At 62.7% G+C, this 18,607-nt stretch carries 15 protein-coding genes; 13 read left to right on the top strand and 2 right to left on the bottom strand.

Annotated features, from left to right (window positions below; translation table 11 throughout):
• The first annotated feature begins 5 nt into the window (after nucleotides 1–5).
• The 7 genes from otnI (at nucleotide 6) to AC1D3C_RS03205 (ending at nucleotide 8,741) form a co-directional block, all read left to right on the top strand.
• Nucleotides 6–797, top strand: a complete 792-nt coding sequence (gene otnI, locus AC1D3C_RS03235; protein WP_477481851.1) for a 2-oxo-tetronate isomerase — start codon at nucleotides 6–8, stop codon at nucleotides 795–797.
• Nucleotides 798–906: 109 nt separating this feature from the next.
• Complete coding sequence (locus tag AC1D3C_RS03230) at nucleotides 907–3,015, top strand: beta-galactosidase (RefSeq protein ID WP_477481999.1); 2,109 nt, start codon at nucleotides 907–909, stop codon at nucleotides 3,013–3,015.
• Between the two features lie 40 nt (nucleotides 3,016–3,055).
• A complete protein-coding gene (locus AC1D3C_RS03225; RefSeq protein WP_477481850.1) occupies nucleotides 3,056–4,423 on the top strand; it encodes a flavin monoamine oxidase family protein in 1,368 nt (455 codons plus the stop codon).
• A gap of 100 nt (nucleotides 4,424–4,523) precedes the next feature.
• Nucleotides 4,524–5,240, top strand: a complete 717-nt coding sequence (locus tag AC1D3C_RS03220; protein ID WP_040125703.1) for a GntR family transcriptional regulator — start codon at nucleotides 4,524–4,526, stop codon at nucleotides 5,238–5,240.
• A gap of 36 nt (nucleotides 5,241–5,276) precedes the next feature.
• Entirely contained in the window at nucleotides 5,277–6,527 is a 1,251-nt protein-coding gene (locus tag AC1D3C_RS03215) for an NAD(P)/FAD-dependent oxidoreductase (RefSeq protein WP_477481849.1), read from the top strand.
• A gap of 104 nt (nucleotides 6,528–6,631) precedes the next feature.
• The gene (locus tag AC1D3C_RS03210) at nucleotides 6,632–7,774 is read left to right on the top strand and encodes a M24 family metallopeptidase (protein ID WP_477481848.1); all 1,143 of its coding nucleotides are present in this window, start codon (nucleotides 6,632–6,634) and stop codon (nucleotides 7,772–7,774) included.
• A 55-nt stretch (nucleotides 7,775–7,829) separates the two neighbouring features.
• Nucleotides 7,830–8,741 carry a dihydrodipicolinate synthase family protein gene (locus AC1D3C_RS03205; RefSeq protein WP_477481847.1) on the top strand — a complete coding sequence of 304 codons (912 nt, stop codon included), beginning with the start codon at nucleotides 7,830–7,832 and terminating at the stop codon, nucleotides 8,739–8,741.
• Between the two features lie 71 nt (nucleotides 8,742–8,812).
• Here the strand turns inward: AC1D3C_RS03205 and AC1D3C_RS03200 are convergent, their stop codons facing one another.
• Nucleotides 8,813–10,168 carry an MFS transporter gene (locus tag AC1D3C_RS03200; RefSeq protein WP_040124294.1) on the bottom strand — a complete coding sequence of 452 codons (1,356 nt, stop codon included), beginning with the start codon at nucleotides 10,166–10,168 and terminating at the stop codon, nucleotides 8,813–8,815.
• A 332-nt stretch (nucleotides 10,169–10,500) separates the two neighbouring features.
• Between AC1D3C_RS03200 and cyoA the strand changes: the two genes are divergently transcribed.
• From cyoA to AC1D3C_RS03170, 6 genes are all read left to right on the top strand, one after another.
• Nucleotides 10,501–11,691 carry a ubiquinol oxidase subunit II gene (cyoA, locus tag AC1D3C_RS03195; protein ID WP_477481846.1) on the top strand — a complete coding sequence of 397 codons (1,191 nt, stop codon included), beginning with the start codon at nucleotides 10,501–10,503 and terminating at the stop codon, nucleotides 11,689–11,691.
• Between the two features lie 31 nt (nucleotides 11,692–11,722).
• On the top strand, nucleotides 11,723–13,726 hold the full coding sequence (gene cyoB, locus AC1D3C_RS03190) for a cytochrome o ubiquinol oxidase subunit I (protein WP_477481845.1): 2,004 nt from the start codon (nucleotides 11,723–11,725) through the stop codon (nucleotides 13,724–13,726).
• A 4-nt stretch (nucleotides 13,727–13,730) separates the two neighbouring features.
• Nucleotides 13,731–14,375: a cytochrome o ubiquinol oxidase subunit III gene (gene cyoC / locus AC1D3C_RS03185; RefSeq protein WP_477481844.1), complete on the top strand. Its 645-nt coding sequence runs from the start codon at nucleotides 13,731–13,733 to the stop codon at nucleotides 14,373–14,375.
• Nucleotides 14,372–14,788: a cytochrome o ubiquinol oxidase subunit IV gene (gene cyoD / locus AC1D3C_RS03180; RefSeq protein ID WP_040124287.1), complete on the top strand. Its 417-nt coding sequence runs from the start codon at nucleotides 14,372–14,374 to the stop codon at nucleotides 14,786–14,788. The genes cyoC and cyoD overlap by 4 nt, the downstream gene beginning before the upstream one ends.
• A 33-nt stretch (nucleotides 14,789–14,821) precedes the next feature.
• The gene (locus AC1D3C_RS03175; RefSeq protein ID WP_477481843.1) at nucleotides 14,822–15,571 is read left to right on the top strand and encodes an SURF1 family protein; all 750 of its coding nucleotides are present in this window, start codon (nucleotides 14,822–14,824) and stop codon (nucleotides 15,569–15,571) included.
• Nucleotides 15,572–15,698: 127 nt separating this feature from the next.
• Nucleotides 15,699–16,154: a hypothetical protein gene (locus AC1D3C_RS03170; protein ID WP_247135769.1), complete on the top strand. Its 456-nt coding sequence runs from the start codon at nucleotides 15,699–15,701 to the stop codon at nucleotides 16,152–16,154.
• A 74-nt stretch (nucleotides 16,155–16,228) separates the two neighbouring features.
• Here the strand turns inward: AC1D3C_RS03170 and katG are convergent, their stop codons facing one another.
• Nucleotides 16,229–18,412 carry a catalase/peroxidase HPI gene (gene katG / locus AC1D3C_RS03165; protein ID WP_477481842.1) on the bottom strand — a complete coding sequence of 728 codons (2,184 nt, stop codon included), beginning with the start codon at nucleotides 18,410–18,412 and terminating at the stop codon, nucleotides 16,229–16,231.
• Nucleotides 18,413–18,607: the final 195 nt, after the last annotated feature.

Here is an 18,607-nt window from a genome sequence, read left to right as displayed (position 1 = left end):
CGCCAGTGCCGAAATTCTCCGCCAATCTCTCCTTCCTCTACCAGGACCTGCCCTTCCTCGATCGCTTCGCGGCCGCCGCGAAGGACGGTTTCGGCGGGCTCGAATATCTCGGCCCCTATGCCGAGCCGAAAGAGAAGGTCGTCGATGCATTGAAGGCGGGCGGCCTCGTCCAGGCGCTCTTCAACGTGCCTTCGGGCGACTGGGCCGGAGGCGAGCGCGGCATTGCCTGCCTGCCGGATCGCATCCAGGAATTCCGCGACGGCGTCGCCCTTGCACTGGATTATGCCAAGGCGCTCGACTGCAAACAGGTCAACGTCATCTCCGGCCTCGTGGCCAAGGGCGCCGATGTCTATGCCCTGGAAAAGGTGCTGGTCGACAACCTGAAATACGCTGCGCCGCGCTGCGCCGATGCCGGCGTCAGGCTGCTGATCGAGCCGATCAACCTGCGCGACATTCCAGGATTCTTCCTGTCGACGACCGATCATGCCGAACGCATCCTCGACAAGGTCGGCTCCGACAATCTCTACATCCAGTACGATTTCTACCATATGCAGGTCATGCAGGGCGATCTCATCCCGACCTTCACCCGCCTCAAGGACAGGATCGCCCACGTGCAGATCGCCGACAATCCCGGCCGCAACGAGCCGGGCACCGGCGAGATCAACTACGATTTCATACTCCGCGAACTCGACCGCCTCGGTTACGACGGCTGGGTCGGCTGCGAATACAGGCCGAAGGCCGGCACCAGCGAAGGCCTTGGGTGGATCAAGCCCCATCTTTCTGGAGGGCCCCGCTAAGATCAACGCTTTTCCCAACTAATCGGACGTCATCTCTGCCGCTTCCATACCGGAGCTTTTCTCCGGAGGGCGGAGCCGTGTCCGCATGTCGATGAAGAAGGACAGGACCATGCTCAGAAACGATATCCAATTCCCCTACGGCGCCGTCTATTTCCGCAAGTCCAATCCGCCCCGCGAAGACTGGGAGCGAGATTACAAGACGGCAGGCGAGGACGGCCTCAACATCTTCCGCCACTGGTTCATGTGGAGCGCGATCGAAACCGCGCCCGGCGTCTACGACTGGGAGGAATACGACCGGCAGATGGACCTCGCGGCCCAGAACGGCATCAAGACGGTCATCGCCGAACTGATCCACGCCGTGCCCGACTGGGCGGTGCGCAAATATGCCGATGCGCTGCAGGTCAATGCCGACGGCACCAGGCTCGGCTCCTATATGGGCGTGTCGGCGGCGACCGGCGGCTTTTCCAACAATGGCGGCGGTGCCGGCGCACTGACGCTCAACTGCCCGGAAGTGAAGGAAGCGGCCGGCAAGTTTCTGACCGCACTCGCCACCCGCTACAAGGACCATCCGGCGATCTACGGCTACGACGTCTGGAACGAGTGCAACTATTCCGCCGATGTCGATTACAGCAGCTACGCCAAATCGGCTTTCAGGAAGTGGCTGGAGAAGAAATACGGCACGCTGAAAGTGCTGGCCAAGGCCTGGCACCGCTACAGCTATGCCGAATGGGAGGATGTCGAGCCGCCGGTCCATATGGCGCCCTATCCGGAGTGCATCGACTGGCTGCAGTTCAAGCGCGACAATTTCTACGATCAGATGCAATGGCGCATCGACACCATCCGCGCCGTCGATCCGAAGAACACCATCGCTGCCCACGGCATTTCCGGCGCCATCCCCAACATGGCGGCGAACGGCTGCGACGACTGGCTGGCCGCATCCAAGGTCGAGATCTACGGCTTTACCTGGATCCAGGCCCGCAAGGGATCTGAAGCCTGGAAGAACTGGTACGGCGTTGACATCAACCGCGCCGCCGCCCGCGGCAAACCTTTCTGGCATGCCGAGCGCCAGGGTGGACCGCTCTGGCTGCAGCCGCAGGTGATCGGTCGCGACAAGGACGACGGCCGCGTCGCCGAGCCCGAGGATATCCGCCTGTGGAGCATGACCTCGTTTGCGGGCGGCGCCCGCGGCGTGCTGAACCTGCGCTGGCGGCCGCTGCTCGACGGCCCGCTCTTCGGTGCGTTCGGCGCCTATGGCATGGACGGCGCCCGCACACCGCGCTCGAAACTGCAGAGCGACATGGCGAAATGGGCAAACGACCCGGCGCAGGCCGCTCTCTGGGAGGCAAAACCGGTGCGCGGCGAAATCGGCATCCTCGTCGTTCCCGAGACGCAGGAATGGGATTACCTCTTGAACTACGACCCCAAGGAGAAGCCCTATCCGGAAGCGATGTGGGGCGCCTATCGCGCCTTCCTCGAAAACGGCGTCCAGCCAGACTGGGTCCATATCGACGATATCGACGCCTATGATCGGCTCTATTTCCCCTATCCGATCATGTTCACGACCGAGCAGGCAAAACGCCTCGCCACCTGGGTGGAAAACGGCGGTACGCTGATCGCTGAAGCCTGCCCCGGTTATTTCGGCGACCGCGGCCATGTCGGGCAGGTGCAGCCGAACATGGGCCTCGACAAGGTTTTTGGCGCCCGCGAGGACCAGGTCGAGTTCATGCCGGATATCGGCGACCGCATCCACTTCAAGCTGGATGGAGCGGCGGTCGACGGCGGCGGTTTCCTGCAATCCTATGTACTGGCCGGCGGCACCGCGCGCGGCAATTTTGACGACGGGCGTCTTGCCGTTGTCGAGCACACTTATGGCAAGGGTCGCACGCTGCTGATCGGCACCAATCCGTCGGTCGCCTATTACAAGTCGCAGGGCAAGGCGAACGGCGCCTTTTTCGCCGAATTGCTGCGCTGGAGCGGCTGCACGCCGCATGCGGCCCTGTCGAACAAGGCGCTGTTCGCGCGTATCCACACGAGCGAAAAAGGCAGCTTCCTCTGGCTCGTCAACCCGACCCGCTCGGCGCAGGTGACCGAGGTGAAGCTCGCCGAAGGCCACGGCCGGCTCGCTGCCGGCAAGGCCGTCTGGCCGGTCGGAAACGCCCATGACGGCGGCAAGATCGAGGTGCCGGCCCGCGACGTGCTGATCCTGCCGCTCGACTGATACCAATTTGCCGCCCTCAGGCACGGTTCCTGGGGGCGGCATGATTCCGGCCACTCCCCTCCAGCGTCATAGACGTGCCCAAACGCTTGCGGTAATGGCAAAGGCAGGAAGATCGTCGGAGAAAAGAATGCCTGAGCGGGATGCCATCGTCGTCGGCGCGGGGTTTACGGGCCTGAGCGCCGCGCTGGAGCTTGTCGAGGCAGGGTTCGACGTGCTGCTGCTCGAGGCCCGCGACCGGGTCGGCGGCAAGGTCGAGTCCGAGACGCTGCCGGACGGCACCCGGATCGACACCGGCGGGCAATTCTTCTGCCGCGACATGAGCGAGCTGATGGCCCTCATCGCGGAAAACGGAAAGACCCCGGTCATGACGCACTATGATGGCGAGGCCATCTATCGGCCGCCGGTCCCGCCGCAGCAGGGTTTCGCGCGCTGGCAGGGGGTCGATGCGCTTCGCGACCGGATGATCGCCACCGATCCGGACGATCCGGAACTCGCGAAACTGACGGTGGCCGATTGGGTGGACCGGCAGGACGACGTGCCGGCTGACGTGCGGAAAAGTTTCCTGCGGCTGATCAAGGGCCTCTGGTGCCGCGCACCGGAGGAGGTCGCCTTCACCTGGCTCGCCTCTAACGACCGGCGCATCACCAATACCTATTCGGAAATGGAAATGTTCCTGCCCGGCACGCTGCACGCGCTGGCCGATCACCTGGCGGCCAGGCTCGGCGACCGGCTACGCCTCGGCACGCCGGCGACCGGGATAGAATATTCCGATACCGGGGTCACCGTCACCGCCGGCGACGAGCGGTTCTTCGCGAAACACATCATCCTGGCGCTGCCGCCGGTGATGATCCGCCGATTGCCGTTTTCGCCCGCTCTTCCCGACCGGCTGCGGAAGGCGCTTTCCGCCTGGGCGCCAGGCCTTTCGATCAAGCTGCAGGTCAGCTACGACAAGCCGTTCTGGCGCGAGCGGGGGCTTTCCGGCGCCGTCATGTGGCACGAACCCCAGGGCCTCTATGCCTGCGATGCCAGCCACGACGATTATGCCGGCCTCATCGTCTTCGTCGGCGGGCCGGAAGCGCAGCAATGGCATGGGCGGCCCCGTGAGGACCTCACCGCATTCATCCGCGAGCAGCTAAGCGCAGCCTTCGGCCCCGAAGGCGGCAATCCGCGCGACATCCATGTCCGCGACTGGGTCGACGATCCCTGGAGCGGCGGTGCCTATAGCGACGTCGTCGTCGATCTCGATGCCCGATATGCGGAGGACATCATCAACGAAGGCGTGCCCCCTGTCCATTTCGCGTCGTCGGAACTCTCCCCGTCCTATCCGGGCTATGTCGACGGCGCGATCGTCGCCGGCAGGCTGGCCGCAGCGCGGATCATCGCCACGACTGAGGCTTCGACTCGATAAAACCGCACCAAATCCGTTCTGCCACCTTGTGGGCTTTCCTGTCGACAATACGTGTGCAATTGTCCTGCCGCATTGGCTTGCGACGCAGAACGGTTAAATGATGGCGACGAACGAACCTGCAGAAACGGATATCCCCCGCCCGCGTGGCTCCGGGACGCAGAGCGTTTATACGATCCTGCGCGGGGAAATTCTCGCCATGACCTTGGCCCCCGGCAGTCCGCTCGACGAGGTCCGGTTGTCGGAGCGTTTCGGCATGTCGCGCACCCCGATCCGCGAAGCATTGTTGCGGCTTTCCGCCGATGGCCTCGTCACCACGCTGCCGAACCGCAACACCATCGTCGCGACGATCGATTTCGCCTCGCTGCCTCCCTATTTCGATGCCCTGACGCTGATGTACCGCGTCACCACCCGCGGTGCCGCCATGCGCGCGACGCCGCAGGCGATGGGCGAGATCCGCATGCGGCAGGCGGAGTTCGCCGCAGCGGTTGCCGCCCACGACGCCTTCGCGATGATCGAGGCGAACCGGGAATTCCACGTGGCGATCGCTGAACTCGCCGGCAACACCTATTACACCACCTTCTTCGCCCGGCTGCTCGACGAGGGCCGCCGCATCCTGCGCCTCTATTATCGTACCTTCGACGATCGGCTGCCGCGCCAATATGTCGACGAACACGAGGAGATGATCGCCGCGATCGAAGCGCGCGACATCGAGCGGTCCGACAGGCTCGCCATCAAGCATGCGGAACAGATCGTCCGGCAGATCCAGGATTATATCGCCCGCGATCTCGGCCATCCGATCGATCTCGCCGTCTCCTGACCTCACTTTCCGCATTCCCTTCACAGGACACCAATCATGAATTCCTCTTCGGTCGACGCCGTCGTCATCGGCTCGGGCATAATCGGCGCGATGTCGGCGCATTACCTGCTGGAAGACGGCCGCTCGGTGCTGATCATCGAGCGCGGGGAGGTGGCCCGGGGTGCGAGCAGCGGCAATGCCGGCATTCTCGCCTTTCCGGAAATCATCCCGATCGCCGCACCCGGCATGATGTGGAAGGCGCCGAAATGGCTGCTCGATCCGCTCGGTCCCCTCAGCCTGCCGCCGTCCTATGCACTCAACATGGTGCCGTGGCTGTGGCAACTGTGGCGGGCCAGCGCTCGGCCTGCCTATGAGCGCACGGTCGGCGTACAGGCAAGGATGATGCCGATGGCGCGCAGCGAAATGCTGCAAACGGTCGAACGCACCGGCCTTCGGGCGATGGTCAAACAGACGGGCACGCTCGACCTCTACGACAGCGAGGCGAGCCTCAATGCCGCGGCTGACGACTGGCAGGCGAAACGCAAGGCGGGTTTTGAATTCCAGAAAGTCGGCCGCAATGAGATCGATGCCCTGCAGCCGGGCCTTGCGCCGCAGTTCCGGCACGGCATCTTCACCCCTTCCGGCCTGCAGGTCTCCGACCCGCTGGAATTCACCCAGGCTCTCTTCAGCAACGCCATGTCCCGTGGCGCATCGCTGAGGATCGGTGAAGTCATCCGCATCGAGCCGATAAACGATGGCGCCAGGGTCATCCTGGCGGATGGCGCCATCTTCGACGCGAAGACCGTCGTACTGGCCGGCGGCGCCTGGTCGAAGAAGATCGTAACCGGCCTCGGCGATCATGCGCCGCTCGAAACCGAGCGCGGCTATAATACGACGCTGCCGCAAGGGGCCTTCCCGCTGCATCGCCAACTTTATTTCAACGACCACGGCTTCGTGGTGACGCCGCTTTCCTCCGGCATCCGCGTCGGAGGCGCGGTCGAGCTCGGCGGGCTAAAGCTGGCGCCGAACTACAAGCGCTCGGAGGCGATGCTGAAAAAGGCAAAAAGCTTCCTGCCCGACCTGAAGACCGATGGCGGCCGCCAGTGGATGGGTTTTCGTCCCTCCATGCCGGATTGCCTACCGGTGATCGGCCCATCGAGCGCAACGCCTGCAATCATCTACGCCTTCGGCCACGGGCATCTCGGCCTCACCCAGTCGGCCGCGACCGGCCGGCTGGTCGCCGATATCGCCGCCCGCCGGAAGCCTGCCCTCGATATCGAACCCTATAGCATCAGCCGGTTTCGCTGACATTGACGACGGCGGAATGCAGGTCGGCTGCAGGTGCCAAATATCGCTGTCGACAAACTGACTACAGCGCGATATAACCCGAGCGACATCGAAAGGAAGCGGACATGGCCTGGTCTCACCCCGTCCCCAAGATTACCGACGACGAACGGCGGCAGCGCCTTGTACGGCTGCAGGCGTCGCTGGACGACAAGGGGCTGGGCGGCATCCTGCTCGGCGCCAGCGAGAGCCTGCGTTATTTCACCGGCCTCGTCTGGCACCAGAGCGAACGGCTGCTCGGCGCGCTGGTGACGCCGAAATCGGTCACCTATATCGTGCCGGGGTTCGAACGGAGCCGTGTCGAGAGCTTGTCCCACCTGCCGGGCGAGATCGTCGCCTGGCAGGAGGATGAGGCGAGCGCCGCACTGGTCGCCTCGCTTCTGCCTGCCAATGTGAAACTGGCGCTCGACGACGCGCTGCCGCTGTTCGTCTACCACCAACTCGCCGCCGTTTTCGGCACGGAGCGGCTTGTCGATGGCAGCCGGCTGATCCGTGATCTCAGGCTCCGGAAGTCGAAAGCCGAGATCGATCTCATCCAGCATGCGATGAACCTGACGCTGGAAGTGCATCGCCGCGCCCATGCCTTCATCAAGCCCGGCATGCTTGCCTCGGACGTGGTGCGTCATATCGACGAACAGCATCGTGCGCTTGGGGCAACAAGCGGTTCGAGCTTCTGCATCGTCTCCTTCGGGGTCGCAACCTCCCTTCCCCACGGCGCCGACGGCGAGCAGGCCTATGCGCCCGGCGACGTGGTGCTGGTCGATACCGGCTGCCGGCTCGACGGCTATCATTCGGATCTCACCCGTACCTATGTGCTGGAAGAGCCGGCTCCGGAATTCGCTAGGGCCTGGGCGATCGAGCGCGAAGCGGAACAGGCCGTCTTCGAGGCCGCCCGCCTCGGCGCCACCTGCGGCAGCCTCGACGATGCGGCCCGCAAGGTTCTCGCCAAGCATGGGCTTGGTCCAGACTATGTCCTTCCCGGCCTGCCGCATCGCGCCGGCCACGGGCTCGGGCTGGAAATCCACGAAGAGCCTTATATCGTGCGCGGCAATGCGACCGTACTCGAACCGGGCATGTGTTTCTCCAACGAACCGATGATCGTTTTCCCGGACCGTTTCGGGATCCGCCTCGAAGACCATATCCACATGACCGAAACCGGGCCGCAATGGTTCACCCTGCCGTCGAAAGGCCCGGCCGAGCCCTTCGCGTGACAGATATCGGCGCGACCGCGCATATTATCACCCATCAACCAGAGGAGTGCATTTCATGACCACAGGCTGGAGCGGCGTTTTCCCCGCAGTGACGACGCAATTCAACGAAGACTTCTCGATCGACCTCAAGGCGACCCAAGGGGTGCAGGACGCGCTCGTCAATGACGGCGTCAACGGCCTGATCGTCATGGGCACATGCGGCGAGAACAACTCGCTGGACCCGGAAGAAAAGCGCACGATCCTCAAGGCCGCCGTCGAAGTGGTGAACGGCCGCGTGCCGGTCGTGACCGGCGTCTCCGAATTCGACACCCGCCGCGCCGTCGCCTATGCCCGCGACGCCGAAAAGCTCGGCGCCGATGGCCTGATGCTGCTGCCGGCCATGGTCTATGTGCCGAAGCCGGAAGAACTGGTCGCCCATTTCAAGGCGGTCGCCGCGGCCACCTCGCTGCCGATCATGCTCTACAACAATCCGCCGGCCTATCGCGTCAACATCGGCGCCGACGTGCTGCGTCAGCTCGAGGATGTGCCGAACATCAAGGCCGTCAAGGAAAGCGCGCCGGATCCACGCCGCTTCACCGACCTGATCAACACCTTCGGCGACCGCTTCGATATCTTCGCCGGCCTCGACGACGTGGCGCTCGAAGGCCTGATGCTCGGCGCCAAGGGTTGGGTCTCCGGCCTCACCAGCGCCTTTCCGCAGGAATCCGTTGCGCTCGTTGCCGCCGCCAACCGCGGCGACTGGGTCGAAGCCCGCGCCATCTATCGCTGGTTCATGCCGTTGCTGCATCTCGATGCCGAGCACGACCTCGTCCAGTCGATCAAGCTCGCCGAGCAGATCATGGGCCGTGGTTCTGAGCGCGTCCGCATGCCGCGCATGACACTCACCGGCGCTCGCCGCGCCGAGGTTACGGCAATGGTCGAAAAGGCTGCTGCGACGCGGCCGACACTGAACAAGAAGGCGCCCTGAGAGCGGGACGGGTCCCGCAATATGCGCATACAAAAAAGCCGGGCTCGCGCCCGGCTTTATTCGTTTCTCTTTTAGCGCTGCCCGGGCTCGCCGCTCTGGTCCAGGACCCGGCTGAGGCTGAGCGCTGCGATCGTGCAGATCGCGCCGGAGATCAGATATCCGCCGATGAAGATGATGCCGAAACTGCTGGCGAGGCCGAGGGCCACCAGCGGTGCGAAGCCGGCACCGATCAGCCACGCGAGGTCGGAGGTGAGTGCCGCACCGGTATAGCGGTAATATTGCCCGAAGCGCGAGGAGACGGCGCCGGAGGCCTGGCCGAACGAGAGGCCGAGGATCCCGAAGCCGATGATGATGAAGGCATCCTGCCCCTTGCCGCCGGCATCGAGCAGGAAGGGTGCCGAGAACGAGAAGATCGCGATGATCACCGCGCCGATCATCAGCTGGCTGCGGCGGCCAATGCGGTCGGCGATCAGGCCGGACAGGATGATGCCGACGATGCCGACGGCAGCACCGATCACCTGCACGAACAGGAATTCCGCCGCCGACTGCCCGCCATAAAGCGTCACCCAGCTCAGCGGGAAGATCGTTACCAGGTGGAACATGGCGAAGCTGGCCAGCGGCACAAACGCGCCGAGCACGACGTCATGGGCATGCTTGCTCAGCATTTCGAAGATCGGTCGGGCCTGCAGCTCGTTGGCTTCGAGCGCCGAGCCGAATTCCTTGCTGGCGACGATGCGCAGGCGGGCAAACAGCGCCACGACGTTGATCGCAAACGCCACGAAGAACGGATAACGCCAACCCCAGGCGATGAAATCCGCTTCCGAGAGATTGGCGACGAAATAACCGAACAGGATGCTCGCCAGCGCAAAACCGATCGGTGCGCCGAGCTGCGGGATCATCGCATACCAGCCGCGCCGGTTGGGCGGCGCATTGAGGTTCAGGAGCGAGGCGAGCCCGTCCCAGGCGCCGCCAAGCGCAAAACCCTGCCCCATGCGGAACAGCGCCAGCAAGGCAACGGCCCAGTAGCCGATCGTATCGTAGCCGGGCAGGAAGGCGATCGAAGCCGTCGATCCGCCGAGCAGGAACAGCGCGATCGTCAGCTTGGTGCCGCGCCCATAATTGCGGTCGATCCACATGAACACGAACGACCCGACTGGCCGCGCCATGAAGGCGAGCGGGAAGATCGCGAACGACATCAGGGTCGCGGCGACCGGGGTCGGCGCAAACGGGAAGATCAGCTTCGGAAAAACGAGGACGGAGCCCAGCCCGTAGACGAAGAAGTCGAAGAATTCCGACATGCGACCGATGATCACACCAAGCGCAATGCTGCCCGGCGAGATCGGCCCGTCGTCATGAATGCGGCGGGCGTCCCTTTCGAGGCCGGACGATGTCGGGCCTGTTGACGCGGGATTGACGACCGTGGTCATGAATTCCTCCTGGCGATAGTTCGCCTCGTCCTCGAAATGTTGATCAACATGCCGTCGAGATCAAGGAACGAGACTAAAAAAACCTGACATATGCGACGGACCGCACCGTCTTCTCATCCACACCCTCTGGTCGCCCCCTCAGGCTGTCCTAGATTTCCGATTGGCGAATGCGGAAACAGAGCGTGCAGGTTGGTGCAGCAAAACGGCTCGGAAGACCATGCGGTTTTTTGCTGCACTGCGACAGATTGCTGCACTGCGACGAACGACCTCATTCCAGCCCATGCAGGAACCTGACTATTCCGAACTAGACAAAACACAAATTCGAGCCCGAGATGACCCCTCAGTTGAAAATCGTCGCACGGTTGTTCGCTCTCTTCACCCTTTTAGGGCTTTCCGGATGTAACCTGGTCGTGATGTCGCCTTCCGGCGATATTGCCCGACAGCAGGCAAACCTGATCATCGTCGCCACGGTGCTGATGCTGATCATCATCGTGCCGGTGATCTTCCTCACGCTGTTCTTCGCCTGGCGTTATCGCGGCTCGAACACCAATGCGCCCTATGATCCCGAATGGCACCATTCGACGCGGCTCGAAGTCATCATCTGGTCGGCACCGCTCGCCATCATCATCGCGCTCGGCGCCGTCACCTGGATGAGCACCCATAAGCTCGACCCCTACCGGCCGCTCGACCGGATCGATGCCCAGCGCGCCGTGCCCGCCGAGGTGAAGCCTATCACCGTGGAAGTCGTGGCGCTCGACTGGAAATGGCTGTTCTTCTATCCGGACTATGGCATCGCCACCGTCAACGAGATGGCGGCCCCCGTCGACGTGCCGATCAACTTCAAGATCACCGCCTCCTCGGTGATGAACTCCTTCTATGTGCCGGCGCTGGCCGGGATGATCTATGCCATGCCGGGCATGGAGACGAAGCTGCATGCCGTCATCAACAGGGCGGGCCAATACGAGGGCCTTTCGTCGAACTATAGCGGCGACGGTTTTTCGCACATGCGCTTCAAGTTCCATGGCGTCGACCAGGCGGGCTTCGACCAGTGGATCGCCCGCGTCAAGCAGAACGGCACCGCACTCAATCGCGACGCCTACCTGAAGCTCGAAAAGCCGAGCGCCAAGGAGCCGGTGCGCTATTACGCCAATGTCGAGGACGGGCTCTACAGGGCCGTGCTCAACATGTGCGCCATACCCGGCAAGATGTGCATGGATGAGATGATGCATGTCGACATGATGGGCGGCGGCGGGACCGAGAGCCAGGAAAACCGGGCGCGTCTGGAGCATGACAATCGCCATGCCTTGGGAGAAAGGCTTGGCGCCACCGTGCCGGCCAGCGGCGAACCCTCCCGCATGCCGGAACCGAGACAAAGCGTGGACCAGCCGCAGTCGACCAACCACGATATGCACAACATGCAAGATATGCCGGGAGGCAGCACCGCGCCCGACGGCAACCAGGGCGGTCCGGCGCCGGCTCAACTCAACAACAATACTCCGGCGCAGCCTGCAACTCAGCCCTGAGACTGCATTTCAAGAGATTTTGGACAGACCCATGTTCGGCAACAGCACTCTGACGGAATTCCTTTTCGGGCGGCTTACCCTCGAAGCCATTCCCTATCACGAGCCCATTCTCGTCGCGACCTTCATCGTCGTCGCGCTCGGCGGTCTCGCCGTTTTAGGGGTTATCACCAAATATCGGCTCTGGGGTTATCTCTGGAACGAGTGGTTCACCAGCGTCGACCACAAGAAGATCGGCGTCATGTACGTGGTTCTGGCGATCATCATGCTGCTGCGCGGCTTTGCCGATGCGATCATGATGCGCATCCAGCAGGCGATCGCGTTCAACGGATCGGAGGGCTATCTGCCGCCGCACCACTACGACCAGATCTTCACCGCCCACGGCGTCATCATGATCTTCTTTATGGCCATGCCCTTCGTGACAGGCCTGATGAACTATGTCGTGCCGCTGCAGATCGGCGCGCGCGACGTCTCTTTCCCGTTCCTCAACAACTTCTCGTTCTGGATGACGACGGCCGGCGCGATCATCATCATGATGTCTCTGTTCGTCGGAGAATTCGCTCGCACCGGCTGGCTCGCCTATCCGCCGCTCTCAGGTGCGGATTACAGTCCGGGCGTCGGCGTCGATTATTACATCTGGGGCCTGCAGGTGGCCGGCATCGGCACCACGCTTTCCGGCATCAACCTGATCGCCACGATCGTCAAGATGCGCGCGCCGGGCATGACCTTCATGAAGATGCCGATCTTCACCTGGACCTCGCTCTGCACCAACGTGCTGATCGTCGCGTCCTTCCCGATCCTTACCGCCACCCTCGTTCTGCTGTCGCTCGACCGTTATGCCGGCACGAACTTCTTCACCAACGATCTCGGCGGCAACCCGATGATGTACATCAACCTCATCTGGATCTGGGGCCATCCGGAGGTCTACATCCTCGTCCTGCCGGCCTTCGGCATCTTTTCCGAAGTGGTCGCCACCTTCTGCGGCAAGCGGCTCTTCGGTTACGCATCGATGGTCTACGCCACCTGCGTCATCATGATCCTTTCCTATATCGTCTGGCTGCACCATTTCTTCACGATGGGGTCCGGCGCCTCGGTCAACGCCTTCTTCGGCATCACCACGATGATCATCTCGATCCCGACGGGGGCCAAGATGTTCAACTGGCTGTTCACCATGTATCGCGGCCGCATCCGCTACGAACTGCCGATGATGTGGACGGTCGGCTTCATGGTGACATTCGTCATCGGCGGCATGACCGGTGTCATGCTGGCAGTGCCGCCGGCCGATTTCGTGCTCCACAATTCGCTGTTCCTGATCGCACATTTCCACAACGTCATCATCGGCGGCGTGGTGTTCGGGCTGATGGCGGGCGTCGTCTACTGGTGGCCAAAGGCCTTCGGCTACAAGCTGGATGTCTTCTGGGGCAAGATGAGCTTCTGGTTCTGGTTCATCGGCTTCTACGTCGCCTTCATGCCGCTCTACGTGCTCGGCCTGATGGGCGTCACACGCCGTGTCAACCAGTTCGAGGATCCGTCGCTGCAGATCTGGTTCGTGATCGCCGCCTTCGGCGCTGTACTGATCGCCTGCGGCATCGGTTCCTTCATCATCCAGCTGGTCGTCAGCTACCTGAAGCGCGACCAGCTGCGCGAGACCTCCGGCGATCCCTGGGACGGCCGCACGCTCGAATGGTCGACTTCCTCGCCGCCGCCGGACTACAACTTCGCCTTCACGCCCGTCGTGCACGACCATGACAGCTGGTACGACATGAAGAGCCGCGGCTATGAGCGCCCGCTCGGCGGCTTCAAGCCGATCCACATGCCGAAGAATACCGGCACGGGCGTCATCCTCGCCGCAATCAGCGTCGTCTTCGCCTTCGCGATGATCTGGTATATCTGGTGGCTGGCAATCGTCGCCTTCGTCGCCATGATCGCCGTCGCGATCGGCCATACCTTCAACTACGATCGGGATTTCCACATTCCAGCCGATACCGTGACCGCAACAGAGGACGCGCGCTCGAAGCTGCTCGCGGAACGGACCTGAGACCATGAGCCAGACGCAAGTTCAGACCCACGGCCCCTCGGGCAATCGCGAAACCCACAAGCCGCAATTCTATGTCACCGAAGATCACCACCCGGAAGGCAGCACCATGCTGGGCTTCTGGCTCTACCTGATGAGCGACTGCCTCATCTTCGCCGTTCTCTTTGCCACCCACGGTGTGCTCGGCCGAAATTATGCGGCAGGCCCCTCGCCCGCCGACCTGTTCGACCTGCCGATCGTCGCCCTCAACACCGCTATGCTGCTGTTCTCGTCGATCACCTACGGTTTTGCGATGCTGCAGATGGAACGCGGCGCCAAGACCGAGACGCTGTTCTGGCTCGGCGTGACCGGCGTGTTCGGCGCGATCTTCCTCGGCCTCGAACTTTACGAGTTCAACCACCTGATCCATGAGGGCGCCGGCCCCACCCGCTCGGCCTTCCTCTCCTCCTTCTTCACGCTGGTCGGCACCCACGGGCTGCACGTCACCTTCGGCATCGTCTGGCTGATCACGCTGATGGTGCAGGTCGGCAGACACGGACTGATCGAGGCAAACAAGCGCCGCCTGATGTGCCTGTCGATGTTCTGGCACTTTCTCGACGTCGTCTGGATCGGCGTCTTTTCCTTCGTCTATCTCATGGGAGTCCTCGGATGAGCTCGCACGGCCAAGCCCCGCACGCCCCCGCGCACGAAAGTGCCTCAGAGGCCCATCATGGCCACAGCAACGGCCATCAGGCTGGCCACGGCACGCTGAAAGGCTACCTGATCGGCTTTAGCCTGTCGGTCATCCTGACCGCCATCCCGTTCTGGCTGGTGATGAGCGGCGCCATCGACAGCAAGCTGTTCACCGCCTTTCTCGTCATGGGGCTCGGCGTCATCCAGATCGTCGTGCACATGGTCTATTTCCTGCACATGAACCCGCGCTCCGAAGGCGGATGGACGATGATGGCGCTGCTCTTCACGCTTGTCCTGGTCGGTATCACGCTTGCCGGATCGCTCTGGGTCATGCACCATCTCAACACCAACATGATGCCGATGTCGCCGGAGATGATGAAAAACATGCCATGACCCCTCGGGGGCAAGCTGGGAAGGGATAGACGCGTGGCTCTCGACCATCCTTTGACCGGAGAAACAGCGGATGCGGCACCGGCTCGTTCCAGGTTCGTCTTTGCCGCCGCGATGCTGTTCCTGACCGTCGTCTTCCTCGGGCTCGGCACCTGGCAGGTGCAGCGGCTCTTCTGGAAGCTCGACCTGATCGCCCGCGTCGATGCCCGGGTCACGGCAACCCCAGTGCCTGCGCCCTCATCGCCAGCCTGGCCCACCATCAACGCCGAAGACGACGAGTATCGGCGCGTCACGGCGACTGGCACTTTCCGCCATGACGCGGAAACGCTGGTCCAGGCGGTCACCGATCTCGGTCCCGGCTTCTGGATCCTGACACCCCTGGAACAGGAGGACGGGACCACCGTCCTCATCAATCGCGGCTTCGTGCCCGCCAACCGCCGTGACCCGGCTTTGCGGCCGGATGGGCAGCTCGCAGGTCCTGTGAAGATCACCGGCCTCATCCGCATCAGCGAGCCGGAGGGCGCCTTCCTGCGCTCCAACGATCCCGCGAACGGCCGCTGGCACTCCCGCGACGTGGCCGCGATTGCCGCCGCCAACGGCCTCGAAAGGGTCGCACCCTATTTCATCGATGCGGACGCGACGCCGATCCCCGGCGGCCTGCCCGTCGGCGGACTGACGGTGATCCGCTTCCGCAACAGCCACCTCGTTTATGCCGTGACCTGGTATCTGCTGGCGGTGATGAGCGCGGCGGCCGCCTATGCGATCCAGCGCCGGCGGCTCGCCTGAAACTTGAGGCGTGGATTTCCACGGAATACCAGGTCCGCAACCTGTTCATCGCGCGCCGAATTTCTCATACTCGATAAACGGCATTTGCCAGCGCCGCGGGCGGGCCGGTTAAGAGCGGATTGATATTATGCGCCAGTTTTTCAACTCGAAATACAAGATCATTTTCACGGCCGCGCTGTTCGTCCTGACATCGATCTTCATGTCGATCTCCGCGACCGGGCATGTCAGTGGCAACTATATCGCGATTGTTCTGGTGGGATTCCTGTTCACGATCCTGTCGCTCTATTCGGCAGTCAGGTCGCGACACGCGGAATACCTGATCATCGGCAGCCTGTTGTTGTCGCTTTCGACACTGGTCGGGATCACCGAATTGCTGACCAAGAAGATCTCCAACATGCAGTACGGGGTTTATTTTTTCGCCTTCCTCGGCTGCGTCGGCTTGCTTTCGCTCGGCCTGATAGCACGGTATCTCACCAGCGAGGGATGGAGCGTCAGCTCCGAAAAGACGCGCGAGGCCCTCTCGGTCTGCGCCACGATCCTGGGATTTGTGCTGGCGATCGCCTCGGCCTTCGTGCCGACCTGAAAAGCCCGGCGGTAAATCAGCATTGAAAAGCTGCCCGGACGCAGCTGAGCCACGTCCGGGCGATTTTTTATCGATCAGACAAGATCGAAGCGGTCGGCGTTCATGACCTTGGTCCAGGCCGCCACGAAATCCCTGACGAACTTCGCCTTGGCATCGGACTGGGCATAGACTTCCGCGATCGCACGAAGCTGCGAATGCGAGCCGAAGATCAGGTCGACGCGGGTGCCGGTCCACTTGGGCGCCTTCGTCTTGCGGTCATGACCTTCGTAAACACCATCCTTGCCGGCAACGGGCGACCATTCGGTGCCCATGTCGAGCAGGTTGACGAAGAAGTCGTTCGTCAGCGTTTCCGGTTGGGACGTGAAGACGCCGTGTTCAGGCTGGCCGGCCTTCAGTACGCGCAGGCCGCCGAGAAGAACGGTCATTTCCGGTGCCGTCAGCGTCAGAAGCTGAGCGCGGTCCAGCAAGGCCTCTTCAGCCTTCATGAACTGCGTCTTGCCGCTGTTGACATAGTTGCGGAAGGCGTCTGCGCGGGGTTCCAGCGCGGCAAAGGAAGCCGCGTCGGTCTGCGCCTCGGAGGCATCCATACGGCCCGGCGTGAAGGGCACGATGATGTCCTGGCCGCCGGCCTTGGCGGCCTTTTCGACGCCGGCTGCACCAGCAAGCACGATCAGGTCGGCCAGCGAGATCTTCTTGCCCCCTGCCTGGGCAGCGTTGAAGTCCTTCTGGATGCCTTCGAGGATGCCCAGGACCTTGGCGAGCTGCGCAGGCTGGTTGGCTTCCCAGTCCTTCTGCGGCGCAAGCCGGATCCGCGAGCCGTTGGCACCGCCGCGCTTGTCGGAACCGCGGAAGGTCGAGGCGGAAGCCCAGGCGGTGGAAACCAGTTCCTGCACCGTCAGGCCGGTCGCCAGAACCTTTGCCTTCAGGTCGGCGACGTCCTTGTCGTCGACGAGCGGGTGGTCGACGGCCGGGATCACATCCTGCCAGATCAGGTCTTCGGCCGGAACTTCCGGGCCGAGATAACGAACCTTCGGCCCCATGTCGCGATGGGTCAGCTTGAACCAGGCGCGGGCAAAGGCATCGGCGAATTCGGCCGGGTTTTCCAGGAACCGACGCGAGATCTTCTCGTAGATCGGGTCGAAGCGTAGTGCCAGGTCGCTGGTCAGCATAGTCGGCAGCTGCTTCTTCGACGGGTCGAAGGCGTCCGGAATGGAAGCTTCAGCGTTCTTGGCCACCCACTGCTTGGCGCCGGCCGGGCTGGTGGTCAGCTCCCATTCGAAGCCGAACAGGTTTTCGAAGAAGTAGTTGCTCCACTGGGTCGGTGTCTGCGTCCAGGTCACTTCGAGGCCGCTGCCGATCGCATCGCGCCCAACCCCGGTGTTGAACTTGCTCGACCAGCCGAGACCCTGGGCTTCGAGCTCGCCGCCTTCCGGGTCGACACCGACAAACGACGGATCGCCGGCGCCATGGGTCTTGCCGAACGTGTGGCCGCCGGCGATCAGCGCCACGGTCTCTTCGTCGTTCATCGCCATGCGGGCGAAGGTTTCGCGGATGTCGCGCGCCGAAGCGAGCGGATCGGGTGTGCCGTTCGGGCCTTCCGGGTTGACGTAGATGAGGCCCATCTGCACGGCGCCGAGCGGTTCTGCGAGCTGACGTTCGCCGCTATAGCGCTCATCCCCGAGCCAGGTTCCTTCCGGACCCCAGTAGAGCTCTTCCGGCTCCCAGACGTCGGCGCGCCCGCCGGCAAAACCGAACGTCTTGAAGCCCATCGATTCGAGCGCGACATTGCCGGTGAGGATCATCAGATCCGCCCAGGAGATCTTGTTGCCGTATTTCTGTTTGATCGGCCAGAGCAGGCGACGGGCCTTGTCGAGGTTGACGTTGTCCGGCCAGCTGTTGAGCGGCGCGAAACGCTGCTGCCCCTGGCCTGCGCCGCCGCGGCCGTCGGTGATGCGGTAGGTGCCGGCGCTGTGCCAGGCCATGCGGATGAACAGGCCGCCGTAGTGACCGAAATCGGCTGGCCACCATTCCTGCGAATCCGTCATCAGGGCCTGAAGGTCTTTCTTCAGGGCGTCGAGATCGAGCGTCTTGAACTCTTCGGCGTAATTGAACGCCTCACCCATCGGGTCGGAGCGGACGGAGTGCCCGTGAAGAATCTGGACGTTCAGCTGGTTGGGCCACCACTCGCGGTTCGATCGACCGCGAGGCGTATGCGCGACCGGACATTTGCCGGCGTTTTCGCTAGATTTCGCATCCATGACTATCTCCTTGATTTCTTTAATTATCTGTCGTGCAAAAGAGGCTGTTTCTGCCGAACCGTCCGGTCCGGCTGCGCTGTTTCAGACTGTCGTCCCACCTTTCGAGCAAGGATCATGGTCACGCGCACCCTCCCTTGGATCCTTCTTATCGGAAGCGCCTCATAAATTTAAGTTGGATTTACTGATCGCCGCGAT

It is taken from the genome of Neorhizobium sp. P1_A6, from assembly GCF_056406795.1.
This window is presented reverse-complemented; position numbering and strand designations above follow the sequence as displayed.

What these genes read in the sequence shown, in the direction of transcription:
- AC1D3C_RS03230 (WP_477481999.1), top strand. Translation starts at nt 907, where the DNA reads ATGCTCAGAAACGATATCCAATTCCCCTACGGCGCCGTCTATTTCCGC.
- AC1D3C_RS03225 (WP_477481850.1), top strand. Translation starts at nt 3,056, where the DNA reads ATGATTCCGGCCACTCCCCTCCAGCGTCATAGACGTGCCCAAACGCTT.
- AC1D3C_RS03220 (WP_040125703.1), top strand. Translation starts at nt 4,524, where the DNA reads ATGGCGACGAACGAACCTGCAGAAACGGATATCCCCCGCCCGCGTGGC.
- AC1D3C_RS03215 (WP_477481849.1), top strand. Translation starts at nt 5,277, where the DNA reads ATGAATTCCTCTTCGGTCGACGCCGTCGTCATCGGCTCGGGCATAATC.
- AC1D3C_RS03210 (WP_477481848.1), top strand. Translation starts at nt 6,632, where the DNA reads ATGGCCTGGTCTCACCCCGTCCCCAAGATTACCGACGACGAACGGCGG.
- AC1D3C_RS03205 (WP_477481847.1), top strand. Translation starts at nt 7,830, where the DNA reads ATGACCACAGGCTGGAGCGGCGTTTTCCCCGCAGTGACGACGCAATTC.
- AC1D3C_RS03200 (WP_040124294.1), bottom strand. Translation starts at nt 10,168, where the DNA reads ATGACCACGGTCGTCAATCCCGCGTCAACAGGCCCGACATCGTCCGGC.
- cyoA (WP_477481846.1), top strand. Translation starts at nt 10,501, where the DNA reads ATGACCCCTCAGTTGAAAATCGTCGCACGGTTGTTCGCTCTCTTCACC.
- cyoB (WP_477481845.1), top strand. Translation starts at nt 11,723, where the DNA reads ATGTTCGGCAACAGCACTCTGACGGAATTCCTTTTCGGGCGGCTTACC.
- cyoC (WP_477481844.1), top strand. Translation starts at nt 13,731, where the DNA reads ATGAGCCAGACGCAAGTTCAGACCCACGGCCCCTCGGGCAATCGCGAA.
- cyoD (WP_040124287.1), top strand. Translation starts at nt 14,372, where the DNA reads ATGAGCTCGCACGGCCAAGCCCCGCACGCCCCCGCGCACGAAAGTGCC.
- AC1D3C_RS03170 (WP_247135769.1), top strand. Translation starts at nt 15,699, where the DNA reads ATGCGCCAGTTTTTCAACTCGAAATACAAGATCATTTTCACGGCCGCG.
- katG (WP_477481842.1), bottom strand. Translation starts at nt 18,412, where the DNA reads ATGGATGCGAAATCTAGCGAAAACGCCGGCAAATGTCCGGTCGCGCAT.